Source organism: Serratia sp. (in: enterobacteria) (assembly GCF_052400455.1).
Classification (GTDB): domain Bacteria; phylum Pseudomonadota; class Gammaproteobacteria; order Enterobacterales; family Enterobacteriaceae; genus Serratia; species Serratia ureilytica.
In genome coordinates this window covers 2653496-2676399 of record NZ_CP185812.1, presented here as the reverse complement: position 1 = coordinate 2676399, position 22904 = coordinate 2653496, and the positions used below count along the sequence as shown (strand labels likewise).

The following is a 22904-nucleotide window of genomic DNA, read 5'->3' as shown; positions in this document are numbered from 1 at the left end:
GGGCTCTAGGCCGGATGGATCTTGTGCTATATGATAAAAAATTCAGATGGTTAACGGGGGACAAATCATAATGACGGGAAAAAAAATGCAACGGGGTTTTCGTTTGGCGCTCTGCGCGGCGGCGATCGGCGCCTGTATGAGCAGCGCCATGGCGGCGCAGGTTCCCCCGGGCACCGCGCTGGCGGACAAACAGGAAATCGTGCGCCACATTAAAGACGAACCGGCCTCGCTCGATCCGATCAAAGCGGTTGGCTTGCCGGAGGCTCAGCTGGCGCGCGATCTGTTCGAAGGGCTGGTCAATCAGGACGCCAACGGCAAAGTGATCCCCGGCGTCGCCACCCGCTGGCAGACCAGCGACAACCAGACTTATATTTTCCATCTGCGTAAAGACGCGCGCTGGTCAAACGGTGACCCTGTCACGGCAAAAGACTTCGTTTACAGCTGGCAGCGGCTGGTAGAACCGAAAAATCTGTCGCCGTTCGCCTGGTTCGCGCAGCTGGCGGGGATCCAGAACGCCGAGCAGATCATCAGCGGCAAACTGCCGGCCGATCGCTTGGGCGTATCGGCGCCGGATGACTACACGCTCAAGGTGCAGTTGGACAAGCCGGTGCCGTACTTCGTCAGCCTGACGGCCAACTTCAGCCTGTTCCCGGTGAACAAGGCGGTGGTGGAAAAATACGGCAATGACTGGACCAAGGTCGGCAATCTGGTGGGCAACGGCGCGTTCAAACTGCAGGAGCGGGTGGTGAACGAGAAGCTGGTGCTGACGCCTAATGACCATTACTGGGATCATGCGCGCACCGTGCTGACCAAAGTGACCTTCGTGCCGATCAACCAGGAATCCAACGCCACCAAGCGTTACCTGGCGGGTGACATCGACATCACCGAATCCTTCCCGAAAAACATGTATCAAAAGCTGCTGAAAGACATCCCGGGGCAGGTGTACACCCCGGATCAGCTCGGCACCTATTATTACGCGTTCAACACCCAGCGTGCGCCGACCAACGACGTGCGGGTGCGTCAGGCCTTGTCCTACGCCATCGATCGCAAGATTATCGCGGAGAAAGTGTTGGGCACCGGTGAAAAACCGGCTTATCACTTCACGCCGGACGTCACCGCCGGGTTCAAACCCGAGGCGAGTTTGCTGCAACAGCAGCCGCAGGCGGAGCTGGATGCGCAGGCCAAGGCATTGCTGCAGGCGGCCGGTTACGGCCCGAACAACCCGCTGAAGCTGACGCTGCTGTATAACACCTCGGAGAGCCATCAGAAGATCGCCATCGCCGTGGCCTCGATGTGGAAGAAAAAGCTGGGGATTGACGTCAAGTTGCAAAACCAAGAGTGGAAAACCTACATCGACAGCCGCAATACCGGCAATTTCGATGTGATCCGCGCCTCCTGGGTGGGTGACTATAACGAGGCGTCGACCTTCCTGTCGCTGCTGACCTCCACCCACAGCGGCAATATCGCCAAGTTCAAGAACGCGGACTACGACAAGCTGCTGGCGCAGGCGGGGCGGGAAACCAACCCGGCGGCGGTGACCGCCGATTACAATAAGATGGAACAGATCATTGCCGATCAGGCGCCAATCGCGCCGATATACCAATACACCAACGGCCGCCTGATCAAACCGTGGGTAAAAGGCTACCCGATCACCAATCCGGAAGACGTGGCCTATAGCCAAACGATGTATATCATCAAACACTGAGTGGGCTTATTTATCGCCCCCGCGCAATGCGGGGGCGTTATTTTCTCGGCGGCGAAACCACGAGGCTAATTAATTTTTCCACGCGATAAACCCCGTTTAATAATAAACAGGGTTGCCATCATCACATTAATATTGTCTATTTCAGAGAGCGGTTACGCTTACAGACAGTCCCGCATGGCGTCCACCACTACGCGGCCACTCATATCGGTCTGAGTAATGCGGTAGCTGGTGGGATAAGAACGACGGGTACTGAAACGATCGTGGACGGAGACCTTGCCAATCTGCAGGCCGGCGGCGTTTTTCACCACAAACTCACTGATCTCTTCCTGGCCCTGGTTTTGCAAATGGATATTGCTGATTTTTTCCAGCGTATCGCTGGCGTTTATTTTTAAATGGTCGCGTAACATAACTACCTCCTCGTAGTGAGAAAAGTATATGCCCCTAAAATTTGCGCTGAAACAGCTTTGTGTTGATTTATTATTATCATTTTGAATTAAAATTGATAGCAATATGTTAAGTCATAATAATAACGGCATTACCAGCGCTTTATCGGCGATATTGTCTGATTTATCGGCAATGGTTTATTTCAATGCCGTTATTATTAGTCTGCATTAATGGAGAACAGCGCTTGCCTGGCCGCCGGCGCGGGAAAGACGCAGGCGACGTTGTGTCCGCAGCCGGGAACGAGGGTTAACCGATGCGGCTTCTCCGGCGCCAGATAGCGCCGGTCATAGTCGGCATAGGCCAGGCGCGCTGCAACCGGTAGGGGCCCTGCAACTGGGCGGCGCAGGATTTGTCGAGTATCCGATAGTAGGCGCCCGGCGCGGTGCCGGTATCACCGTCTGCGGCCAGGTAGGTGATATCCGCCGCCGCATAGCGCCGGCGTGCTGCGTCGGCGGTGCGCTGCAGGTGAGCGGGAAGCGCTTCCGGACCATATTTCCACTGGTTAGCCTGCGGGCACTGGCCGGCGTCCAGCGTTTGCCAGCGGAGGCGACAGGTTTTTTCACTGCCGCAGCGCTCCGGATGAAGGGGCTGGGGACGCAGGTTGTCAAAATAGAGCCAGCTGCCCGGATCGGCGACGACATAGCGCAGACGCACTCCGTCCGGCGGGTTGGCGAAGCCGACATAATGCTGCACGAATTGGGCGCCGGCGGAGAAACCGGCGACGGTGATCGACTGCAACGACGGCCAGCGCCGTTTCAGATCGGCCAGCAGGTTATCCATGGCGTTGAATGAGCCGGTGTTCTCGCCATTATCCAAACCGCCTTCGATCCAGGAGCCGCAGCGCCACAGGGCGTCACCCTCTTGCGGCGCCGGTAGCCCGGCGGAACGGCAGCGGGCGGCAAGCGTCTCCGGCACCTGGAACAGCGGGGCGACCAGCAAGCTGTTGTCTCCCGCTCCCTGCGCGGCGTCGATCGCCGCTTGCAATGTCTTGGCGACATCGCGCGGGTGGCCGTGCATCACCACCAGCGCGGTGCGCGGCTGGGGGGAGTGAGCGTGCGCGACAAAATAAGGCAGTGAACCCGCCGCCGTCGGCGCGTGATAGGGCGTGGCGAGGCGTTCTAACACCGGCTCTGCACGAGCCGATTGGGCGAACAGCAGCAGGGCGGCCATTGCGATGCAGCGCAGGCGGCGCATTCTCGTCAGGTTCGGCGCAGCGCAGCGCGCAGTTGTCTCAGGACTTCCCGGCATCGTTGTTCCTCACGCGCTCGTTGATAGTAGCGATAAAAGGCGCGTTCCGAACTGAGGTTGCCCGCGCGTGCCAGCTGCCTGAAGGTCAGGTATGCCAGGCTGAACATAATGATAATAAATAATAAACCGGGGAACAGCAGCTGCCAGCCGTCGGTGATGCGCGCATTAGGCAGATAGCGGAGTGAATAGGGCGTAATCAATACCCCTAACTGCTGCAGTCCCCATTGAGTCAACGCAGGGAACAGCACCAGCAACGTAACGAACACCAAATACAGCAAGAAATAGCGACAGGAAAGCAAGAAACGCTTGAACGCGTTATTGGCGCTTGGCCGCAAAACGAAGCCTGCGGGCGTGGCGCGCAAGATTTGCTGACGGCCACCGGTGAAACGATAGCGTTCCAGCGCCGCTACGCTATCCGGCAATGCCAGCAGCAGTTGCAGCGCAACAAGGCCGGCGCTGCGGTTGCCGATATAGTCGCGAAACCACAACAGACGTATGGGGGCGCTTTGGGGCTTCTCGACGGATTCGAGCAGGTTTAACAGCTTATCGTGGTTTTCCCGCCGAATGCGAAAAGGCGTTTTGACCACGGCGATAAACAGCGTAATGACGGTCGGTAGGACGATTTTCAAGATATCTGCGGTGCTGATTTGTAACATGCGAGTTTCCTCTCGGGCTGTCTTGCGTTCCGGGCAGCAGAAGTATAGACCACGCTTATGGGACAACATGAAAACTGGCGTTACAGCTTGGTCTTTGATCTCCAAGGCGTTAACGCTAGACTCAGCAACATAAGCAAGACTGAGGGGATAAATGAATGGATGTGATTGAGGGGAGCGAGCTGCAGGTCGCCGACGCGGTCTACGCCTACCAGCTGGATGGCAAGGGCGGCGTCACGCCGATCGAGCGGGATGACAAGATCACCTGCGACGCGCCTTGCTGGCTGCATCTTGATTACGCGCACCCGGCCAGCGCCGAATGGCTGAGCACCACGCCGCTGCTGCCGGACTCGGTGCGCGAAGCGCTCTCCGGCGAAAGCTCACGGCCGCGCGTCAGCCGCCAGGGCGAAGGCACCATGATCACGCTGCGCAGCATCAACTTTAACGCCAACTCACGGCCGGACCAGTTGGTCACCATTCGCGTGTACATCACCGATAAACTGATTATCTCCACGCGGCACCGCAAGGTGTATTCCATCGATCAGGTGGTGAACGATTTGCAAAGCGGCGCCGGGCCGACCAACAGCGGCAACTGGCTGGTGGAGATTTCCGATGCGTTGACCGATCACACCAGCGAATTCATTGAGGATCTGCACGACAAGATTATCGATCTGGAGGACGCCTTGCTGGAACAGCAGGTGCCGGAGCGTGGCCAGCTGGCGTTGATCCGTAAACAGCTTATCGTGCTGCGCCGTTACATGGCGCCGCAGCGTGACGTTTTCGCACGGCTGGCCAGCGACCGCCTGCCGTGGATGAGCGACGACGATCGCCGCCGCATGCAGGACATCGCGGATCGCCTGGGGCGCGGGTTGGACGATCTGGACGGCAGCATCGCGCGCACCGCTATCTTGTCCGACGAAATTACCACGGTGATGGCCGACGCGATGAACCGCCGCACTTACACCATGTCGCTGTTGGCGATGGTATTTCTGCCGACCACCTTCCTGACCGGGCTGTTTGGCGTCAACCTTGGCGGCATACCGGGCGGCGGCAACCCCTTCGGTTTCGCGGCATTTTGCCTGATGCTGGTCGGGTTGGTGCTTGGCGTCGCCTGGTGGCTGAAGCGCAGCCGCTGGCTGTAGGCGAAAATGGCGAAAACCCGGTTAACATTGAGCAAAATCAACATTTAGCCGGGGGAAATGGGGCATGATCTCTCTCGCAGGTGAATGCAACGTCAAGCGATGGGCGTTGCGCTCCATAATTGTCTTACTTTCTTATTTTTGAATTACTGCATAGCACATTTGATTCGTACAATGCCGGTTTAATCACCGGCATTTTTTTATTCGATTTCTCTCTTCCTCAGGCCGCGCTTTCATCCCAGAAGCTGGCTTCAATCTTATGCCCATCCAAATCACGGACAAAGCAGCCGTAGTAAGCCTCACCGTAATGCGGCCGCGAACCGGGTGCGCCTTCATCGACGGCGCCGGCCAGCAGCGCCTGGCGATGGAATTCATCCACCTGTTGCTTGCTGGTCGCGAAAAAACCGACGTGCGTGCCGTTGCCGGGTGAAGCGGGCTGGCCGTCGATCGGCACCTGCAGCCAGAACTCCGGGTAGTCGCGGCCATAACCGATCGCGCCGGGATGCTCCAGCACCCGTCGGCAACCCAAGGCGGCCAGCGTGCGATCGTAAAAGGCCGCGGCGGCGACGAAATCGTTCGAGCCCAGCGAGACGTGGGACAGGCAGGGGGTGATATTCATTGCGCGATCTCCATATGACTGTATAAATGCACAGTATAGGGTAAAAACGGCATCGCCCAGCAAATTATGCGCAAACTGTGAACAGGATCGAGATCGTCGAGAGAGGGAAAAGGTCGCCGCTCGCAGGGTGGCGAGCGGCGAGGGGACTTATTTGATTTCCAGCACGTCCAAACGCGCTGGCGCAGGCGCCGCGTCGTCCGAATCTTCCGGCTGCCAGCCGACCGGCTGCATCGGAATGTCTTCGCGATCGAAGGCCAAATCGCCGCCGTCCACCACCGCGCTGCCGTGGTGAATGCCTTTGAAATCAAACAGATTGATATCGCTCAGATGCGAAGGCACCACGTTTTGTATGGCGCTGAACATGGTTTCCAGCCGGCCTGGGTAACGTTTGTCCCAGTCGCGCAGCATGTCGCCGATCACCTGGCGCTGCAAATTAGGCTGAGAGCCGCACAGATTGCATGGAATGATCGGGAACGCTTTGGCGATCGAGAAACGCTCGATGTCTTTCTCGCGGCAATAGGCCAGCGGGCGAATGACCACGTGCTTACCGTCGTCGCTCATCAGTTTGGGCGGCATGCCTTTCATCTTGCCGCCGTAGAACATGTTGAGGAACAGCGTCTGCAGAATATCGTCGCGGTGGTGGCCCAGCGCGATCTTGGTGGCGCCCAGTTCGGTGGCGGTGCGATACAAAATGCCGCGGCGCAGGCGCGAGCACAGTGAACAGGTGGTTTTGCCTTCCGGGATCTTGTCTTTAACGATGCTGTAGGTGTTTTCTTCGACGATCTTGTACTCCACCCCCAAGCCTTCCAGGTAAGCAGGCAGAATATGCTCAGGGAAGCCGGGCTGTTTCTGGTCGAGATTCACCGCCACCAGCGAGAAATTGATCGGCGCGCTCTGCTGCAGATTGCGCAGGATCTCCAGCATGGTGTAGCTGTCTTTGCCGCCGGACAGACAGACCATGATGCGGTCGCCTTCTTCAATCATATTGAAATCGGCGATCGCTTCGCCCACGTTGCGGCGCAGGCGTTTTTGCAATTTGTTCAGGTTGTACTGCTCTTTTTGGCTAACGGATTGCTTTTCTGACATTTAAATCGTGCTCATTCTCAATGGGGGGCACTAGGGGCATGGCGTTGTAGACCGCGAGTTTACCATTCAACCGGCCAATTTTGATCATTATTCATCATCCAGCTTCCACGCGCCCGACGCGAGGCCTGTATGGTACGGATTGCGCGCAGGAATGCCAGCAGGTTTTATTGCTACGCCTTACGTCAACGGTAAAAGATCAGGGCGCGAATCGCTCGCGCCCTGAGGGAGGTTACTCAGCGGCGGACTTTTCCGCCTTGCCGGCCAGCAGGCTGAGGAAATCGTATTTCTCCTTCAGCTCTTTCTCGGCGGCCTGATACAGCGCGCTGGCCACCTCCGGCTGCTGCGCGTTCAGGCGGCGGAAACGCTGTTCTTTTAGCAGCGTTTCCGACAGGTTGCTGTTCGGCGGCCGTGAATCCAGCGCCAATGCGGCCTTGCCCTCGGCGCTGCGGCGCGGATCGAAGCGGTACAGCGGCCAGAAGCCGGTGGCGGTCAGCTGTTTCATCTGATCGTGGCTGAGCGCCAGATCGTAGCCGTGCTCTTCGCACGGGCTGTAGGCGATGATCAGCGACGGTCCCGGATAGGCCTCGGCCTCCTGAATCGCTTTCACCGTCTGGTTGAGCTGCGCCCCCAGCGAGATCTGCGCGACGTAAACATGGCCGTACATCATCATGCTGACGCCCAGATCCTTGCGCGCCTTGCGCTTGCCGTGCTCGCCGAATTTGGTCACCGCGCCGAGCGGCGTGGCCTTCGACTGCTGGCCGCCGGTGTTGGAGTAGCACTGGGTGTCGAGCACCAGCACGTTGACGTTCTCCGTCAGGCTGAGGACGTGATCCAAACCGCCGAAGCCGATGTCGTAGGCCCAGCCGTCACCGCCGATCAGCCAGATGGATTTATCCACCAGATAGTCGGCGTCGGTCGCCAGCTGGCGCGCATCTTCACCTTCAATACTCGCCAGCAGCGTGCGCAGTTCGGCGATTTGCTTACGGCGCGGCTCCGGCGCCACGTCTTCCATCTGCAGGGCATTGACCAACTGCTCCGGCAGCTGTGGCGCCAGCGAATTCAGCAGGCGCAGCACCCGCGCGCGATGTTGATCGACCGTCAAACGGAAGCCCAGGCCGAATTCGGCGTTGTCTTCGAACAGCGAGTTGGCCCATGCCGGCCCGCGCCCTTCGGCGTTGGTGGTGTACGGCGTGGTCGGCAGGTTGCCGCCGTAGATCGACGAACAGCCGGTGGCGTTGGCGATCAGCAATCGGTCGCCATAGAGCTGGGTCAACAGCTTGATGTACGGCGTTTCGCCGCAGCCGGAGCAGGCGCCGGAGTACTCGAACAGCGGCGTGATCAGCTGCGAGGTGCGAATGTCGATGCGTTCCAGCTGCGCCGTATCGATTTCCGGCAGCTGCAGGAAGAAATCGTAGTTGTCTTTTTCCGCCGTCAGATTATCGAGGCGTGAGGCCATATTGATGGCCTTGATCTCCGGGTTCTGGCGATCTTTCGCCGGGCAGACCTCGACGCACAGGTTACAGCCGGTGCAATCCTCCGGCGCCACTTGCAGCACGTATTTTTGCCCGCGCATATCGCGCGCTTTGACATCCAGCGACTGCAGGGAGGCGGGGGCGTGTTCCATCTCCGCCGGCTGCACGACCTTGGCGCGAATGGCGGAGTGCGGACAGGCGGCGACGCAATGGTTGCACTGGGTGCACAGGTCGGGCTGCCAGACCGGGATCGCTTCGGCGATGTTGCGCTTTTCCCACTGGGTGGTGCCCACCGGCCAGGTGCCGTCCGGCGGGAAGGCGGAAACCGGCAGCGCATCGCCCAGTCCGGCCAGCATCGCGGCGGTAACGGTTTTGACGAAGTCAGGCGCGGCGTCCGAGACCACCGGCGGGCGCATCGGGCTGCTGTCGTCGACCGGCTGCAGCGGGATTTCAATCAGCGCGCCGCGGGTGGCGCCCAGCGCCTGCCAGTTGCGCTCGACGATCTCCTGGCCTTTGCTGCTGTAGCTGCGGGCGATGGCGTCCTGCAGCTGTTGCAGCGCCACGTCGCTCGGCAGGATCTGCGTCAGATGGAAAAACGCCATCTGCATGACGGTGTTGATGCGCGCGCCGAGCCGGCATTCACGCGCCAGCTTGGCGGCGTTGATGATGTAGAAACGCGCCTGGCGTTGATGCAACAGCGCCTGTACCTCCTGCGGCAGGCGCGACCAGACTTCGTCGGCGCCGTAAGGGGTATTGAGCAGGAAGGTGCCGCCGGGTTTGAGGCGCTCAACCATCTGGTACTTATCGATAAACTGCAGCTGGTGGCAGCCGACGAAATCCGCCTGGCTGACCAGATAGGCCGAATTGATCGGCTGCTCGCTGACGCGCAGGTGCGAGACCGTCAGGCCGCCGGCCTTTTTGGAGTCGTAGACGAAATAGCCCTGCGCATACAGCGGCGTGGCGTTGCCGATGATTTTGATGTTGTTCTTGGTGGCCGAGACCGAGCCGTCGCTGCCCAAACCGTAGAATAGCGCTTCCAGCGAGGCGCGCTGCGGCAGGATTTCGTCGCTCAGCTGCAGCGAAAGGCCGGTGACGTCATCGAAGATGCCGACGGTGAAGCGCGGGCGCGGCTGCGGCTGGGCCAGCTCGCGAAACACCGCCAGCGCGCAGTCCGGGCCGAACTCCTTCGACGACAGGCCGTAACGGCCGCCGATCACTCGCGGCAGCGTGGTGCGCTCGCCCCGGCTGTAGGCTTCCGCCAGCGCGGTCATCACGTCCAGATACAGCGGCTCGGCCAGCGCGCCCGGTTCTTTGGTGCGATCGAGCACCGCGACGCTGCGCACGCTGTCCGGCAGCGCGCCGAGCAGGTGTTTGGCGGAGAACGGCCGGAACAGCCGCACTTTCAGCACGCCGACTTTTTCGCCGCGGGTCAGCAGGGTGTCGATCACTTCTTCGCAGGTGCCGGCGGTGGAGCCCATCACCACCACCACGCGTTCGGCCTGCGGGTGGCCATAATAGTCGAACGGCCGGTAGTGGCGGCCGGTGAGGGCGGCGAAGGCCTCCATGGCGTCGATCACGTGCTGGTCGGCGGCGTCATACCATGGGTTGGTGGCCTCGCGCGACTGGAAATAGGTGTCAGGGTTGGCGGAAGTGCCGCGCACCACCGGATGATCCGGCGACAGCGCCCGGCGGCGGTGGGCGTCGATCGCCGCCTGCGGCAGCATGTGCCGCAACGTATCGTCGCTGAGCGGTACGATTTTATTGATCTCGTGCGAGGTGCGGAACCCGTCGAAAAAGTGGATGAACGGCAGGCGCGCGTTGAGGCTGGCGGTCTGCGAGATCAGCGCGAAATCCTGCGCTTCCTGCACGCTGCCGGCGCACAGCATGGCGCAGCCGGTCTGGCGCACCGCCATCACGTCAGAGTGATCGCCGAAGATTGACAGCGCGTGCGTGGCCACGGTGCGCGCGGCGACGTGCAGCACAAACGGCGTCAGCTCGCCGGCCAGTTTGTACAGCGTCGGGATCATCAGCAGCAGACCCTGCGATGAGGTGAACGAGGTGGACAGCGCGCCGGTCTGCAAGGCGCCGTGCACGGTGGCGATCGCGCCGCCCTCCGACTGCATTTCCACCACTCGCGGGATATCACCCCAGATGTTTTGCCGGCCATCGCCGGACCAGGCGTCCGCCTGCTCCGCCATGGTGGAACTTGGCGTGATAGGGTAGATGGCAATCACTTCGTTGGTGCGATAGGCCACGGAAGCGACTGCATTATTACCATCTGTAGTTATCATCGACATTACCTTTTCATTGCTCACAAAGCCGCGAAAGCGCACTTTCGCAGTAATGGAAAAAAGTCTAACAGAGGGTTTGAACGCGGCTTTATCGCGTTTGTGTGGCGGGCGATAAATCGGCAAGCGTATCCGGCATCGCTATTTGCATCGCCGGTTGAGGTCCTTCAATAAATTGTTTTCGCCGTTTAAAGACAATTTATTTCCGGCGCGTCATAATTACGCATCGGTAAACTGACAGAAGAAAACCATGAGCGGATTTATGTATTTGACGATGGCGATAGTCGCGGAAGTGATCGCCACCACCATGTTGAAAGCCTCCGAGGGCTTTACCCGTCTGTGGCCGTCGCTGCTGGTGGTGCTGGGCTACGGCGTGGCGTTTTGGGGGCTGTCGATGGTGGTCAAGAGCATGCCGCTGGGCATTGTGTATGCGATTTGGTCGGGCATGGGGATCGTGCTGGTGTCGGTCGCGGCGGTATTCGTTTATCAGCAAAAATTGGATTGGCCGGCGATTGTCGGCATGGGATTAATTATTGCCGGCGTGCTGGTAATTAATTTACTGTCGAAAGCCTCTGTGCACTGAATGTTATTTTGATGTAAAAAAAGCCGGCGTGACAGCAAGTCGCGCCGGTTGAAGAATTCAGCCATCATTCACTGAAAATAGTGGAATGCTAATTAGTTAGCGCCGTCAGCATAGACGCAAATATCATCCTCTCCGGTAGCAAAAAATGCGCCGTCACGCCGAAAGCACGCGGGGTTAATTAATACCGATATCATGCGAAGAAACCCCGTCGCCGGCAACGGTGACGTTATCACTTTCTCTCTGCGGCCGGGGCGGGCGGTGGGGGCCGCTGTCACGTTTAACCTCCCGCAATGGGGGCGGAAATATTCTGCAAACAAAATAAATGTCCGGCCGGCGCAAAAAAAACCACAAATAATGGCCGGAATATATTTTCATTATTTATATATCGAGCTAGATTAAACAAGTTTGCATCAAAGATAGCGAAACGTGTCCGCCAAGTGACGCGCGTTATCGGCAATGGCGATTTTACACAGCGCAGTTCCGGGTTCAGGAGTGGGATAATGACGACATCAAAATGGCTGCTTGCCAGCGCCGTGCTGCTTTTAGCCGCCTGCAGCAGCAACAACGAAGAGCCAGTACAGCAGGGCAACAGTGCCAGAATCAATACGTTGCAGACCAGCGCCGGTTGCGCGGCGGTCGGCGGCGTCACCACCATCGCGCACAACTTGAACGGTGAAGCGTTGCGCATGTGCCAGATGCCGAACGGCAAACAGTGTGAGGAACGCACGCTGGGCCTGGGCAGCTGCGCCGGGTAAGCCCACGGCGCCAGGCCTGGCGTCCAGAATCAATATACCCAGTCGCGCAGGGCATAAACCAGCGTGTGGCCGCTGCCGTTGAGCGTCAGCTGCTGCGCGCTCAGCGTCACTTCGGCGCCGTTTTCCAGCACGGTGCCGATCACCCGATCCCAGCGATTGCGCTGCTCATCAGGGCACAGCCTGCGCGTCGAGGCCAACGGTTTTACCGTCAGTACGCCGTCGCGTAATTGCCCCTGGCCGAAAAAGCGGTTGCACATCGCGCCGGACACATGCAGGTTCTCGCCGAACTCCAGATTGAGCAGGACGCCGCCCGTTGGAGATTTTGCCGCTTCGCCATCGACGCTCTGCAACACGAAATTATGATGCATCAGATCGCCGGGCGTAACGGTCGCGGGTGGTTTCATGCTGCATCCCCCCAAGACCAGCGCCGCAAAGGCGGCCATCGTTGTTCTCATCGTCGCGCTCTCAAATAAACAGGGCGCCGCAAGGGGCGCCCTGAGATGCCGTTCACGCGTTCAACTGGTTCGGGCAGGCTTCGCCGCGATCCAATTGGCTGATGTTCTGCAGCGTGGTTTGTGAAATGCTGGTCAGCGCCTCTTCGGTCAGGAAGGCCTGATGGCCGGTAAAAAGCACGTTGTGGCAGGCCGACAGGCGGCGGAACACGTCATCCTGAATCACGTCGTTGGACTTGTCTTCGAAGAACAGATCGCGTTCGTTTTCGTAAACGTCCATCCCCAGCGCGCCGATTTTCTGCTGCTTCAGCGCGTCGATGGCGGCGGTGGAGTCGATCAGCGCGCCGCGGCTGGTGTTGATCACCATCACGCCGTTTTTCATCATCGCGAAGGCGTCGGCATTCAGCAGATGGTGGTTCTCCGGCGTCAGCGGGCAGTGCAGGGTAATCACGTCGGACTGTGCGTACAGCGTTTTCAGGTCGACATACTCCGCGCCCAGCGCCAGCGCCTGTTCGCTCGGGAACGGATCGTAGGCCAGCAGCTTCATGCCGAAACCTTTCAGAATGCGCATCGTCGCCACGCCGATTTTACCGGTGCCGATCACGCCGGCGGTGCGGTTGTGCATGTTAAAACCGATCAGCCCTTCCAGCGAGAAGTTGGCGTCACGGGTGCGTTGATAAGCGCGGTGAATACGGCGGTTCAGGCACATCATCATGCCTACCGCGTGTTCTGCCACGGCCTCCGGCGAGTAGGCCGGCACGCGCACCACCTTGATGCCCAGTTCTTTGGCGGCGTCCAGATCGACGTTATTAAAACCGGCGCAGCGCAGGGCGAGGATCTCGACGCCCAGCGCCGCCAGTTCTTCGAGCACTTCACGGCTGCCGTCGTCGTTGACGAAGATACACACCGCCTTGCAACCGGCGGCCGTTTTGGCGGTTTTTTTACTGAGTAAAAAGTCGAAGAATTCCAGCTCATAGCCAAACTGCTGATTCACCAGTTCGAGATATTTACGGTCATACTGTTTGGTGCTGTATATCGCCAATTTCATCGTGGTTTCTCCACCGTGATTTTGTGATCAATTTAACAGATTTTAGTAAATTCGACAATTGGTTAGCCACGCTGCAAGGCTGCTGTGGGCTGGCGGCGGTGAAGGGAAGGCGACGGTGAGGCGGGCGACAAAAAAATCCCCACGGGGGTGTGGGGAATGGCTTCTCTAGTACACAGTTAGCTAGCAGCTAAACTTTTATTAGAATGCTTGCAAGACTATTAATCATCAACGGTAACAACAATAACAAAAGTCTGAAAACTGTCCTATTTATGTGATGTATATGTAACGAAAATCTACAACTCCGCGCGCGCTTGCGCCAAAAGGGTGCAAATCGCCTCTGCGACCGCGCTCAGCTTCACCCTATGTCAAATTCGTGCCATCATTATTGTCAATTCAGGCATAGACTTAACCAATGCCTAACACAGGAACGAAGCAATCATTTAATGACCAGGCGATTGAAAGTATTCATAGGGACGGTGGCGGGCTGCGCAATCCTGGTGCTGGCGTTGTGGCAAACCTTGCCGCGCTGGCTGCCGGGGGTGTTATCGCATTGGTTGCCGGCGGGAAGCCGACTGGAGTTGCAGGGCAAATTGCATTGGCGCCAGGGCGGCCTGACGTTGGCGGGGGCGCGTTTCACCGCGCAAGATTGTCTGCTGGCCAGCGTCGGGCCGACGCGGCTGGCTTATCGGCAAGGCCGCTGGCAGCTGTCGAGCGATAAGGTCAGCGTCGATAGCGCCTGTTTGTCAAAACTGCCGGGCGGCGACGCCAACAGCGCGCCGCTTGCGCTCGATCAACTGCAGCGGCAGCTGCCGCCGCTGGATCTCACCATTCATGACCTCACGCTCATTCCCTGGCAGCGTTATGCCGGGAAGCTGCAGCTTTCCTCCGGCTCTGACGGGCAACGTCTGCATTATCGGGGGCCGAATCTCAGCGCCGAGGCGCAGCTGGATGAAAAACAACAGCTGACGTTGCACAGCCTGACCGTCATTCCGCCCAACAGCGCGCAACCGCTGCGCCTCGCCGGCAAGATAACCATTCCGCTGGATCTGGCCAGCCTGCCGACGCAGGGCGCGCTGCAGGGTGAAATGCAGACGGCCTATCTGGAAAAACCGGTTTTGCTGGATATGCGCTGGCAACAGCAGCAGGGCGTGTTGACGGTGAGCGAGAAAGGCGACGATCGGCCGCTGGCGGTGCTGCCGTGGGAAGTGACCCCGCAGCGAGTCAGCATCAAGCAGGGCGAGTGGCGTTGGCCCTACAGCGGACAGCCGTTGAACGGCGGCCTCAGCATCGCGCTGCACGACTGGAGCAAGGGACTGGATGAAACGGAGATCAGCGCGCGGCTGAACGTGATCACGGCCGGCCACAACGGCAAGGGCAATGCGGTGCTGACGCTTGGGCCGGGCAAGGTGGGGCTGACCGACAGCGATCTGCGGTTCCAACTGACCGGCCAGGCCAATCTGGCCGACTTCTCCGCTACCGCGTCGATCCCGGGCGTGCTCGGCGGCAGCATTCTCAACCCGACGCTGGTTCTGCAGCCGGGTTCGTTGCTGCGCCTGTGGGGCAAGGTGACGCCGGAAATGACGCTGGAAGAGGCGCGTTTGCCGCTGGCGGGCGTGAAGGTGACCGCTGCCGGTATTACCGGCCGCCTGCAGGCGATTTTGAGCGCCAGCGACAGTTACTGGGGCCGCTTCAAGCTGCATCTGGACGGCCAGGCGCAGGATTTCTGGCCGGACAAGGGCCACTGGCAATGGCGCTACTGGGGCAATGGCCGCTTGCCGCCGCTGCAGGCCGCCTGGGACGTGGCCGGCAGCGGCAGCTGGCGCGACAGCGAGTTGGTGCTCGATAAACTCTCCACCGGCTTCGATAAGTTGAAGTACGGCCTGGTGACGGTCGCCGCGCCGCGCTTGAGCCTCAACCAGCCGCTGCGCTGGCGGCGTGATGAACAAAGCCCGCAGTTCAACGGTGAGCTGCAGCTGGCGGCGGATAAGGTCAGCTTCAGCGATGGCGGTTATCTGCCGGCGCCGGTGCTGGCGCTGCAGGTGAACGGCCGTTCGCCGGACAGTTTCCAGATGCAGGGCGAGCTGCAGGCGCAACAGATCGGTCCGATCGCGCTGCGCGGCCGTTGGGACGGCGAACGTCTGCGCGGCGAAGGCTGGTGGCCGAAACAGTCGCTGAAGGTCTTCCAACCGCTGCTGGCGCCGGATCTCAATCTCACGCTGCGCGACGGCGAGTTTTACGCGCAGTCGGCGTTTTCCGCCGCCCGCGAACAAGGGTTCGAGGCCGGTGGCCACTGGGTGGTGAAAAACGGCGGCATGTGGCTGAAGGACGGGGAGATGAGCGGCCTGGATTTCATCCTGTCGTACCGGTTCAAGCAGCATCACTGGCAATTGGGAGCTAAACAGCCGGTATCGCTGCGCATCAAGTCTTTCACCAACCTGTTCGAGATGCAGAACATTTCCGCCGATTTGCAGGGCACCTATCCTTATAGCGAAGGGCAGCCGCTGACGTTGAGCAACGTCGGCGTGGACATGCTCAACGGGCATATCAGCCTGTCGGCGCTGCGGTTGCCGCAGCATGACGCCGCGGTGCTGAAGCTGGACAAGGTCGATCTCAGCGCGCTGTTTACCGCCCTGAAACCGAAGCAGTTCGCCATGTCCGGCCGCGTCGACGGCGAGTTGCCGCTGTTCTTGAACCATCCGAAGTGGCTGGTGCAAAACGGCTGGATCGCCAACGCCGGCACGTTGACGCTGCGCCTGGACAAAGACATGGCCGACGCCATCGGCAGCAACAACCTGGCGACCGGCGCGGCGATCGACTGGCTGCGCTACATGGAAATCAACCGTTCGCATGCCCGGGTCGATCTCGACAACCTGGGCGAGCTGACGCTGAGCGCGCGCATCGACGGTATCAACCCGCAGAAAAGCGCCAAGCGCGAGGTGATCCTGAACTATCGCCATCAGGAAAACGTGTTTCAGCTGTGGCGCAGTTTGCGCTTCGGCGACAATTTACAGGAGTGGCTGGAGCAGGCCCTCTCACAACCTGGGGAGCAACAATGAAAATCATGAGTGTGTCGACGCTGGCAGCGGTGCTGTGCGTTTCGCTGCTGAGCGGCTGCGTGCCGCGCATCGAGGTGGCGACGCCTAAGGATCCGATCACCATCAATATGAACGTCAAGATCGAACATGAAATTCATATCAAGGTGGATAAGGACGTCGAAAACCTGCTGAAAACCCAAAGCGGTCTGTTCTAGGAGCCGACATGAAAAAACGTTATTTGTGGCTGGCCGGCGCCGCCTGGCTGTTCAGCGGCCTGGCGATGGCGCTGACGCTGGATGAGGCGAAGCAGCAAGGGCGGGTGGGGGAAACCCTGAGCGGCTACATCGCGCCGGTGCAGCAGGACGCCGAAACTTTGGCGCTGGTGAAGCGCATCAACGCCGGCCGCGCCGAGAAGTATCAGGAAGTGGCGGACGGCAACCATATCGCCGTCGATGAAGTGGCGCGCATGGCCGGCCAGAAGCTGGTGACGCGGGCGCAGAGCGGCGAGTATGTGCGCGGCATCAACGGCCAGTGGCTGAGGAAGTAAAAAAAAGCGCGCCGTCTGGCGCGCTGAATGATACGGATAGATGATTATTATGAGGGTAGTGCAGGTTTGACAAGGCTTGCCTCTTGTCCGGCAGGGGCATGACGCCCCTGCGCTGTCTCTTACGCGGCAACCACCTGAGACAGGGCCGCTTTGGCGTCTTCCTGTGCTTTGGTCGCCACTTCCGGACCGTAGGCGATGCCTTCCGCGAAGACGAACTCTACGTCGGTGATGCCGATGAAGCCCAGGAACAGACGCAGGTAAGGTTCCACCAGGTCGGTTGGGGTGCCTTTATGAATGCCGCCGCGGCTGGTCAGGATCACGGCGCGTTTGTTTTTCACCAGGCCTTCCGGACCGTTTTCGGTGTAACGGAAAGTCACGCCGGCGCGGGCGACCAGATCGAAATAGTTTTTCAGCTGGGTCGGGATGTTGAAGTTGTACATCGGTGCGGCAATCACGATAACGTCATTGGCCTGCAGCTCGGCGATCAGTTCGTCCGACAGGGCCAGCGCTTCTTGTTGACGCGGAGTCAACGGAGCATCGGAAGGACGCAGCGCGCCAACCAGCTCGCCGTCCAGCACCGGGATTGGCTGTGCGGCCAGATCGCGCACGGTGATGGTGTCGCCGCTGTGGGCGTTGCTCCATTGCTCTACGAAGAAATCGGCCAGTTGGTTAGACTGAGAGTAGGTCGCCAGGATGCTTGATTTCAGAACCAATACGTTGCTCATCGATAATTCCTTACGTTGTGACAGTGACATCAGGACTCAGCGTCCCTTGCATGAACTACATGCTATTCACATTCCCCCAACAGTGATAGCGCAATATTTCGAGATCTTCGTTCGATTTTATTGAATAACATGCCGAGGCTTTACTCGCGAAAGTAGGGGGAAAAAGCCGTTTGTGATAGGCTGTGCGGCTAAAGCAAAAAAATCGCTAAAAAACATTAAACCGTTGCTAAGCCTGGTCTTGGCCACGATGAAACAAGGAACACCGAACGTGAAATCTCCGCTCGAGGCACTGCCGGCCCAACTGGGCGAGCTGATGCTCCGCGATCAACAACGCCTGCGTCGTCGCCTGCAGGGCGCACGAAAAATCAAAAATCCCGATGCCCAGCTGGCGGTCGCCGCCGAAGTGGAAAGCGACATCGCGACGGCGCGGCAAAAAGTGCAGGCGCGCGCCGCGTCTTGCCCGCGCATTACCTATCCGGAAAGCCTGCCGGTCAGCCAGAAAAAGCAGGACATCTTAAACGCTGTCCGCGACCACCAGGTGGTGATCGTCGCCGGGGAGACCGGCTCGGGGAAAACCACCCAGTTGCCGAAGATCTGTCTGGAGCTGGGGCGTGGGGTGAAAGGGCTGATCGGCCATACCCAGCCGCGCCGCCTGGCGGCGCGCACCGTCGCCAACCGCATCGCCGACGAGCTGGAAACCCCGCTCGGCGGCAGCGTGGGCTACAAGGTGCGCTTCAACGATCAGGTAGGGGAAAACACCCTGGTCAAGCTGATGACCGACGGCATTTTGCTGGCGGAGATTCAGCAGGATCGCCTGCTGATGCAGTACGACACGCTGATCATCGATGAAGCGCACGAGCGCAGCCTGAATATCGACTTTATTCTTGGTTACTTGCGCGAACTGCTGCCGAAGCGCCCGGATCTCAAGGTGATCATCACCTCGGCGACCATCGATCCGCAGCGTTTCTCGCGCCACTTCAACAATGCGCCGATCATCGAGGTTTCCGGCCGCACCTACCCGGTGGAGGTGCGCTACCGCCCGGTGGTCGACGACGGCGACGATACCGACCGCGACCAGCTGCAGGCGATTTTCGATGCGGTAGATGAGCTTGGGCGCGAAGGGCCGGGTGACATTCTGATCTTCATGAGCGGCGAGCGCGAGATCCGCGATACCGCCGACGCTTTGAACCGCCTCAATTTGCCGCACACCGAGGTGCTGCCGCTGTATGCGCGCCTGTCGAACAGCGAGCAGAACCGGGTGTTCCAGTCGCACCACGGCCGCCGCATCGTGCTGGCCACCAACGTGGCGGAAACCTCGCTGACGGTGCCGGGCATCAAATACGTCATCGATCCGGGCACCGCGCGCATCAGCCGCTACAGCTTCCGCACCAAGGTGCAGCGCCTGCCGATCGAGCCGGTGTCACAGGCCTCCGCCAATCAGCGTAAAGGGCGCTGCGGCCGCGTGTCGGAGGGGGTGTGCATCCGTCTGTACTCCGAACAGGATTTCCTCTCGCGGCCGGCGTTTACCGATCCGGAAATTCTGCGCACCAACCTGGCGTCGGTCATTCTGCACATGACCTCGCTGGGGCTGGGCGACATCGCCGCGTTTCCGTTCGTCGAGGCGCCGGACAAACGCAACATTCAAGATGGCGTGCGCCTGCTGGAAGAGCTGGGGGCGATCACCACCGCCGATAACGGCCACTATCAGCTGACGCCGCAGGGCCGGCAGCTGGCGCAGTTGCCGATCGACCCGCGTCTGGCGCGCATGGTGCTGGAAGCGCAGAAGAGCGGCAGCGTGCGCGAGGTGATGATCATCACCGCCGCGCTGTCGATTCAGGATCCGCGTGAGCGCCCGATGGACAAGCAGCAGGCCTCGGATGAAAAACACCGCCGCTTCGCCGACAAAGACTCGGACTTCCTGGCGTTCGTCAACCTGTGGGATTATCTGCAGGAGCAGCAAAAGGCGAACTCCTCCAGCCAGTTCCGCCGGCTGTGCCGCAACGATTTTCTCAACTACCTGCGGGTGCGCGAGTGGCAGGATATCTATACTCAGCTGCGCCAGGTGGTGAAAGAGCTGGGGCTGCCGATCAACAGCGCGCCTTCCGACTACCGCAGCGTCCACACCGCGCTGCTGACCGGCCTGTTGTCGCACATCGGCCAGAAGGATGCGGACAAGCAGGAATACACCGGCGCGCGCAACGCCCGCTTCTCGATCTTCCCCGGCTCCGGCCTGTTCAAGAAGCCGCCGAAGTGGACCATGGTGGCCGAACTGGTGGAAACCAGCCGCCTGTGGGGGCGCATCGCCGCGCGCATCGAACCGGAATGGATCGAGCCGCTGGCTCAGCACCTGGTGAAACACAGCTACAGCGAACCGCACTGGTCGAAGTCGCAGGGGGCGGTGATGGCCAGCGAAAAGGTCACGTTGTTCGGTCTGCCGATCGTCGCGGCGCGCCAGGTCAATTACGGCGCCATCGATCCGCTGCTGTGCCGCGAGCTGTTTATCCGCCATGCGCTGGTGGAGGGCGACTGGCAGACGCGCCATGCTTTCTTCCGCGATAACCAAAAGCTGCGCGCCGAAGTGGAAGAGCTGGAGCATAAATCGCGCCGCCGCGATATTCTGGTAGACGACGAAACGCTGTTCGGCTTCTACGATCGCCGCATCCCCAACGACGTGGTTTCCGGCCGTCATTTCGACAGCTGGTGGAAGACCGCCGCCAAACAGCAGCCCGACCTGCTGAACTTCGAAAAAGAGATGCTGATCAAGGATGGCGCCAACAAGATCAGCGCGCTCGACTACCCGAACTTCTGGCATCAGGGCAACCTCAAACTGCGGCTGAGCTATCAGTTCGAACCAGGCACTGACGCCGACGGCGTGACGGTGCACATCCCGCTGCCGATCCTCAATCAGGTGGAGGAGCAGGGGTTCGAATGGCAGATCCCCGGCATCCGCCGTGAGCTGGTGATCGCGCTGATCAAATCGTTGCCGAAACCGGTGCGTCGCAACTTCGTGCCGGCGCCGAACTACGCCGAAGCGTTCCTTGGCCGCGTAACGGCGCTGGAATTGCCGCTGCTTGACGCGCTGGAGCGCGAGCTGCGGCGTATGACTGGCGTGACCGTGTCACGTGATGACTGGCAGTGGGATCAGGTGCCCGATCACCTGAAAATGACTTTCCGCGTGGTGGGCGAGAAAAATCAGACGCTGCGCGAAGGCAAAGCTCTGGCCGCCCTGCGCCTGCAGTTGAAAGAGAAGGTGCAGGAGACGCTGTCGGCGGTGGCCGATGACGGACTGGAGCAGAGCAACCTGCATGTCTGGAGCTTTGGCCAATTGCCGGCGTTCTACGAGCAGAAGCGCGGCGGCTATTCGATGAAAGCCTATCCGGCGCTGGTGGATGAAAAGGACAGCGTGGCGATCCGCCTGTTCGACAGCGAAAGCGAACAGCAACAGGCGATGTGGCAGGGCACGCGCCGCCTGCTGTTGTTGAATATTCCTTCGCCGATCAAATATCTGCATGAAAAGCTGCCGAACAAGGCCAAGCTGGGGCTTTATTTCAACCCGTACGGCAAGGTGCTGGAGCTGATCGACGACTGCATTTCGTGCGGCATCGACAAACTGATCGCCGAACACGGCGGCCCGGTTTGGCAGGAGGAAGACTTTGCACGGTTGCAGGAGCAGATCCGCGCCGAGCTGAACGACACGGTCGTTGAGGTGGCTAAGCAGGTTGAACAGATCCTGACGGCGGTCTTCAACATCAACAAACGGCTGAAAGGCCGGGTGGACATGTCGTTGGCGCTGGCGCTGTCGGACATCAAGACCCAGCTCGGCGGGCTGGTCTACCGCGGCTTCGTCACCGGCAATGGATGGAAACGGCTGCCGGACACGCTGCGCTACCTGCAGGCGATCGAACGCCGATTGGAGAAACTGGCTATCGATCCGCACCGCGATCGCGCGCAGATGCTGCGGGTGGAGCAGGTGCAGCAGGCGTGGCAGCAGTGGCTGAACAAGCTGCCGCCGAAGCGACAGCAGGAGGAAGAGGTGAAAGCGGTGCGCTGGATGATTGAAGAACTGCGTGTCAGCCTGTTCGCGCAGCAGCTGGGCACACCTTACCCGATCTCCGACAAGCGCATTCTGCAAACCATCGAACAGCTTTCGGGCTAAGCTCAGGCGCGCCGGCCGGCAAACGGCCGGCGCAGCGCAAGTTGAAATTCAGGGAACAGAGAAACAGCAACGGCGCTTGATGCGCCGTTGCGAGAGCTACTTGCCTGTCGCCAGGGCGTCCAGCGCCTCGCGGATGCCGGGCACCGCCAGAGCGCGGTTATCGGCGCGGTAACGATCTTTCGCCGCCGGTGCCGAACTCTGGATGGCGATCAGCTGCCAGCCGTCGGCGGTTTTCAGCAGCAGCGGTGAGCCGCTGTCGCCGGGCAGGGTATCACACTGGTGCGACAGCACCCCTTGCTGGGCCCAGCCGGTCACCTTGCAGTTTTGGTGGCTGTAGAGGTCATCCAGATGGTCCTCCGGGTAGCCCGCCTGGGTGATCAGCCGTTTGGCCTGTTTCAGGGCCTGAGTCAACGCCTTGCTGTCGCCTTGCCACAGCGGCAGCGGGGCGATCGGCAGCGGCGTTTTGTCTTTCAGCCGGATCAGCGCAAAGTCATAAGCGGCGGCGGCGGGCGGCACGATCCAGCCGTCGCCGTCCGGTTTCAGTTTTTTGCCCAGTTTGCTGTCGACCAGGGTTTCAATATTGTCGGTTTGATACTGCCATGATTTATCGCCCGCCACGAAGCGCAGGGCGACGGCTTTATCCAATTGTCCCGGCGGCGCCAGCACGCAATGGCCGGCGGTCAGCGCCAGGTGTGGGGAGATCAGCGTGGCGGTACACAGATTGCCGCTGGCGGTTTCGACCTGGCCGATGGCTTGCCACGGCTGGGCGGCGGTATCCGTGACCTTGATTCGTTCATCTTTGCCGAAAAACAGACGCGTTTGCTCGGCCTTGGACGGGCCGTCGGCGCGTGCCGCCTGGGAGGCGATGAGCGGGAGTGAGCACAGCAACAGTAAAACGGATATGCGCATAGATCTCTTGCCTGACAAATACGGATCATCCATAAACACA

Annotated in this window: 17 protein-coding genes and 1 pseudogene; 8 read left to right on the top strand and 10 right to left on the bottom strand. The window is 59.9% G+C overall.

Annotated features, from left to right (window positions below):
* Nucleotides 1–70: 70 nt before the first annotated feature.
* Nucleotides 71–1705, top strand: a complete 1635-nt coding sequence (locus tag ACORQT_RS12935) for a peptide ABC transporter substrate-binding protein (protein WP_033650282.1) — start codon at nt 71–73, stop codon at nt 1703–1705.
* Between the two features lie 158 nt (nt 1706–1863).
* Here the strand turns inward: ACORQT_RS12935 and ACORQT_RS12930 are convergent, their stop codons facing one another.
* The 3 genes and pseudogenes from ACORQT_RS12930 to ACORQT_RS12920 all read right to left on the bottom strand — a co-directional run bounded on the left by ACORQT_RS12930 (nt 1864) and on the right by ACORQT_RS12920 (nt 4158).
* The gene (locus ACORQT_RS12930; RefSeq protein WP_004930507.1) at nt 1864–2112 is read right to left on the bottom strand and encodes a hypothetical protein; all 249 of its coding nucleotides are present in this window, start codon (nt 2110–2112) and stop codon (nt 1864–1866) included.
* A gap of 194 nt (nt 2113–2306) precedes the next feature.
* A pseudogene (locus ACORQT_RS12925) lies at nt 2307–3343 on the bottom strand (hypothetical protein).
* 5 nt (nt 3344–3348) lie between these two features.
* The gene (locus ACORQT_RS12920; protein WP_239507469.1) at nt 3349–4158 is read right to left on the bottom strand and encodes a hypothetical protein; all 810 of its coding nucleotides are present in this window, start codon (nt 4156–4158) and stop codon (nt 3349–3351) included.
* Between the two features lie 50 nt (nt 4159–4208).
* On the opposite strand from ACORQT_RS12920, the gene zntB reads away from it, so the two are divergent.
* Nucleotides 4209–5192, top strand: a complete 984-nt coding sequence (zntB, locus tag ACORQT_RS12915) for a zinc transporter ZntB (RefSeq protein WP_033643224.1) — start codon at nt 4209–4211, stop codon at nt 5190–5192.
* A 217-nt stretch (nt 5193–5409) separates the two neighbouring features.
* Here zntB and ACORQT_RS12910 read toward each other — a convergent pair whose 3' ends face one another.
* From ACORQT_RS12910 to nifJ, 3 genes are all read right to left on the bottom strand, one after another.
* The gene (locus ACORQT_RS12910) at nt 5410–5808 is read right to left on the bottom strand and encodes a VOC family protein (RefSeq protein ID WP_033643223.1); all 399 of its coding nucleotides are present in this window, start codon (nt 5806–5808) and stop codon (nt 5410–5412) included.
* Between the two features lie 147 nt (nt 5809–5955).
* Nucleotides 5956–6894, bottom strand: a complete 939-nt coding sequence (gene ttcA / locus ACORQT_RS12905) for a tRNA 2-thiocytidine(32) synthetase TtcA (RefSeq protein ID WP_444859176.1) — start codon at nt 6892–6894, stop codon at nt 5956–5958.
* Between the two features lie 229 nt (nt 6895–7123).
* Nucleotides 7124–10657, bottom strand: a complete 3534-nt coding sequence (gene nifJ / locus ACORQT_RS12900; protein WP_164057208.1) for a pyruvate:ferredoxin (flavodoxin) oxidoreductase — start codon at nt 10655–10657, stop codon at nt 7124–7126.
* 247 nt (nt 10658–10904) lie between these two features.
* Here nifJ and ssmE point away from each other — a divergent pair, with 247 nt between their 5' ends.
* Both ssmE and ACORQT_RS12890 read left to right on the top strand, forming a co-directional pair.
* Nucleotides 10905–11237, top strand: a complete 333-nt coding sequence (gene ssmE / locus ACORQT_RS12895) for a multidrug efflux SMR transporter SsmE (RefSeq protein WP_033632935.1) — start codon at nt 10905–10907, stop codon at nt 11235–11237.
* 500 nt (nt 11238–11737) lie between these two features.
* Nucleotides 11738–11992, top strand: a complete 255-nt coding sequence (locus ACORQT_RS12890) for a DUF333 domain-containing protein (RefSeq protein ID WP_015377999.1) — start codon at nt 11738–11740, stop codon at nt 11990–11992.
* Between the two features lie 29 nt (nt 11993–12021).
* On the opposite strand, the gene hslJ is transcribed toward ACORQT_RS12890, so the two are convergent.
* Nucleotides 12022–12447, bottom strand: a complete 426-nt coding sequence (gene hslJ / locus ACORQT_RS12885; RefSeq protein WP_033650286.1) for a heat shock protein HslJ — start codon at nt 12445–12447, stop codon at nt 12022–12024.
* Nucleotides 12448–12499: 52 nt separating this feature from the next.
* Complete coding sequence (locus ACORQT_RS12880; RefSeq protein WP_033643220.1) at nt 12500–13492, bottom strand: 2-hydroxyacid dehydrogenase; 993 nt, start codon at nt 13490–13492, stop codon at nt 12500–12502.
* A 443-nt stretch (nt 13493–13935) separates the two neighbouring features.
* On the opposite strand from ACORQT_RS12880, the gene ACORQT_RS12875 reads away from it, so the two are divergent.
* From ACORQT_RS12875 to ACORQT_RS12865, 3 genes are read left to right on the top strand one after another with little or no spacing between them, the layout of a single operon-like run.
* A complete protein-coding gene (locus tag ACORQT_RS12875) occupies nt 13936–16548 on the top strand; it encodes a YdbH family protein (protein ID WP_444859175.1) in 2613 nt (870 codons plus the stop codon).
* Entirely contained in the window at nt 16545–16742 is a 198-nt protein-coding gene (locus ACORQT_RS12870) for a YnbE family lipoprotein (protein ID WP_025302979.1), read from the top strand. The genes ACORQT_RS12875 and ACORQT_RS12870 overlap by 4 nt, the downstream gene beginning before the upstream one ends.
* Nucleotides 16743–16750: 8 nt before the next feature.
* Nucleotides 16751–17074: a YdbL family protein gene (locus ACORQT_RS12865; RefSeq protein WP_108680833.1), complete on the top strand. Its 324-nt coding sequence runs from the start codon at nt 16751–16753 to the stop codon at nt 17072–17074.
* Between the two features lie 119 nt (nt 17075–17193).
* Here the strand turns inward: ACORQT_RS12865 and azoR are convergent, their stop codons facing one another.
* Nucleotides 17194–17799, bottom strand: a complete 606-nt coding sequence (azoR, locus tag ACORQT_RS12860; RefSeq protein WP_015377994.1) for an FMN-dependent NADH-azoreductase — start codon at nt 17797–17799, stop codon at nt 17194–17196.
* A gap of 268 nt (nt 17800–18067) precedes the next feature.
* On the opposite strand from azoR, the gene hrpA reads away from it, so the two are divergent.
* On the top strand, nt 18068–21955 hold the full coding sequence (gene hrpA / locus ACORQT_RS12855; protein ID WP_444859174.1) for an ATP-dependent RNA helicase HrpA: 3888 nt from the start codon (nt 18068–18070) through the stop codon (nt 21953–21955).
* Nucleotides 21956–22051: 96 nt separating this feature from the next.
* Here the strand turns inward: hrpA and ACORQT_RS12850 are convergent, their stop codons facing one another.
* Nucleotides 22052–22864 carry a trypsin-like serine peptidase gene (locus ACORQT_RS12850; RefSeq protein ID WP_072627592.1) on the bottom strand — a complete coding sequence of 271 codons (813 nt, stop codon included), beginning with the start codon at nt 22862–22864 and terminating at the stop codon, nt 22052–22054.
* Nucleotides 22865–22904 lie beyond the last annotated feature (40 nt).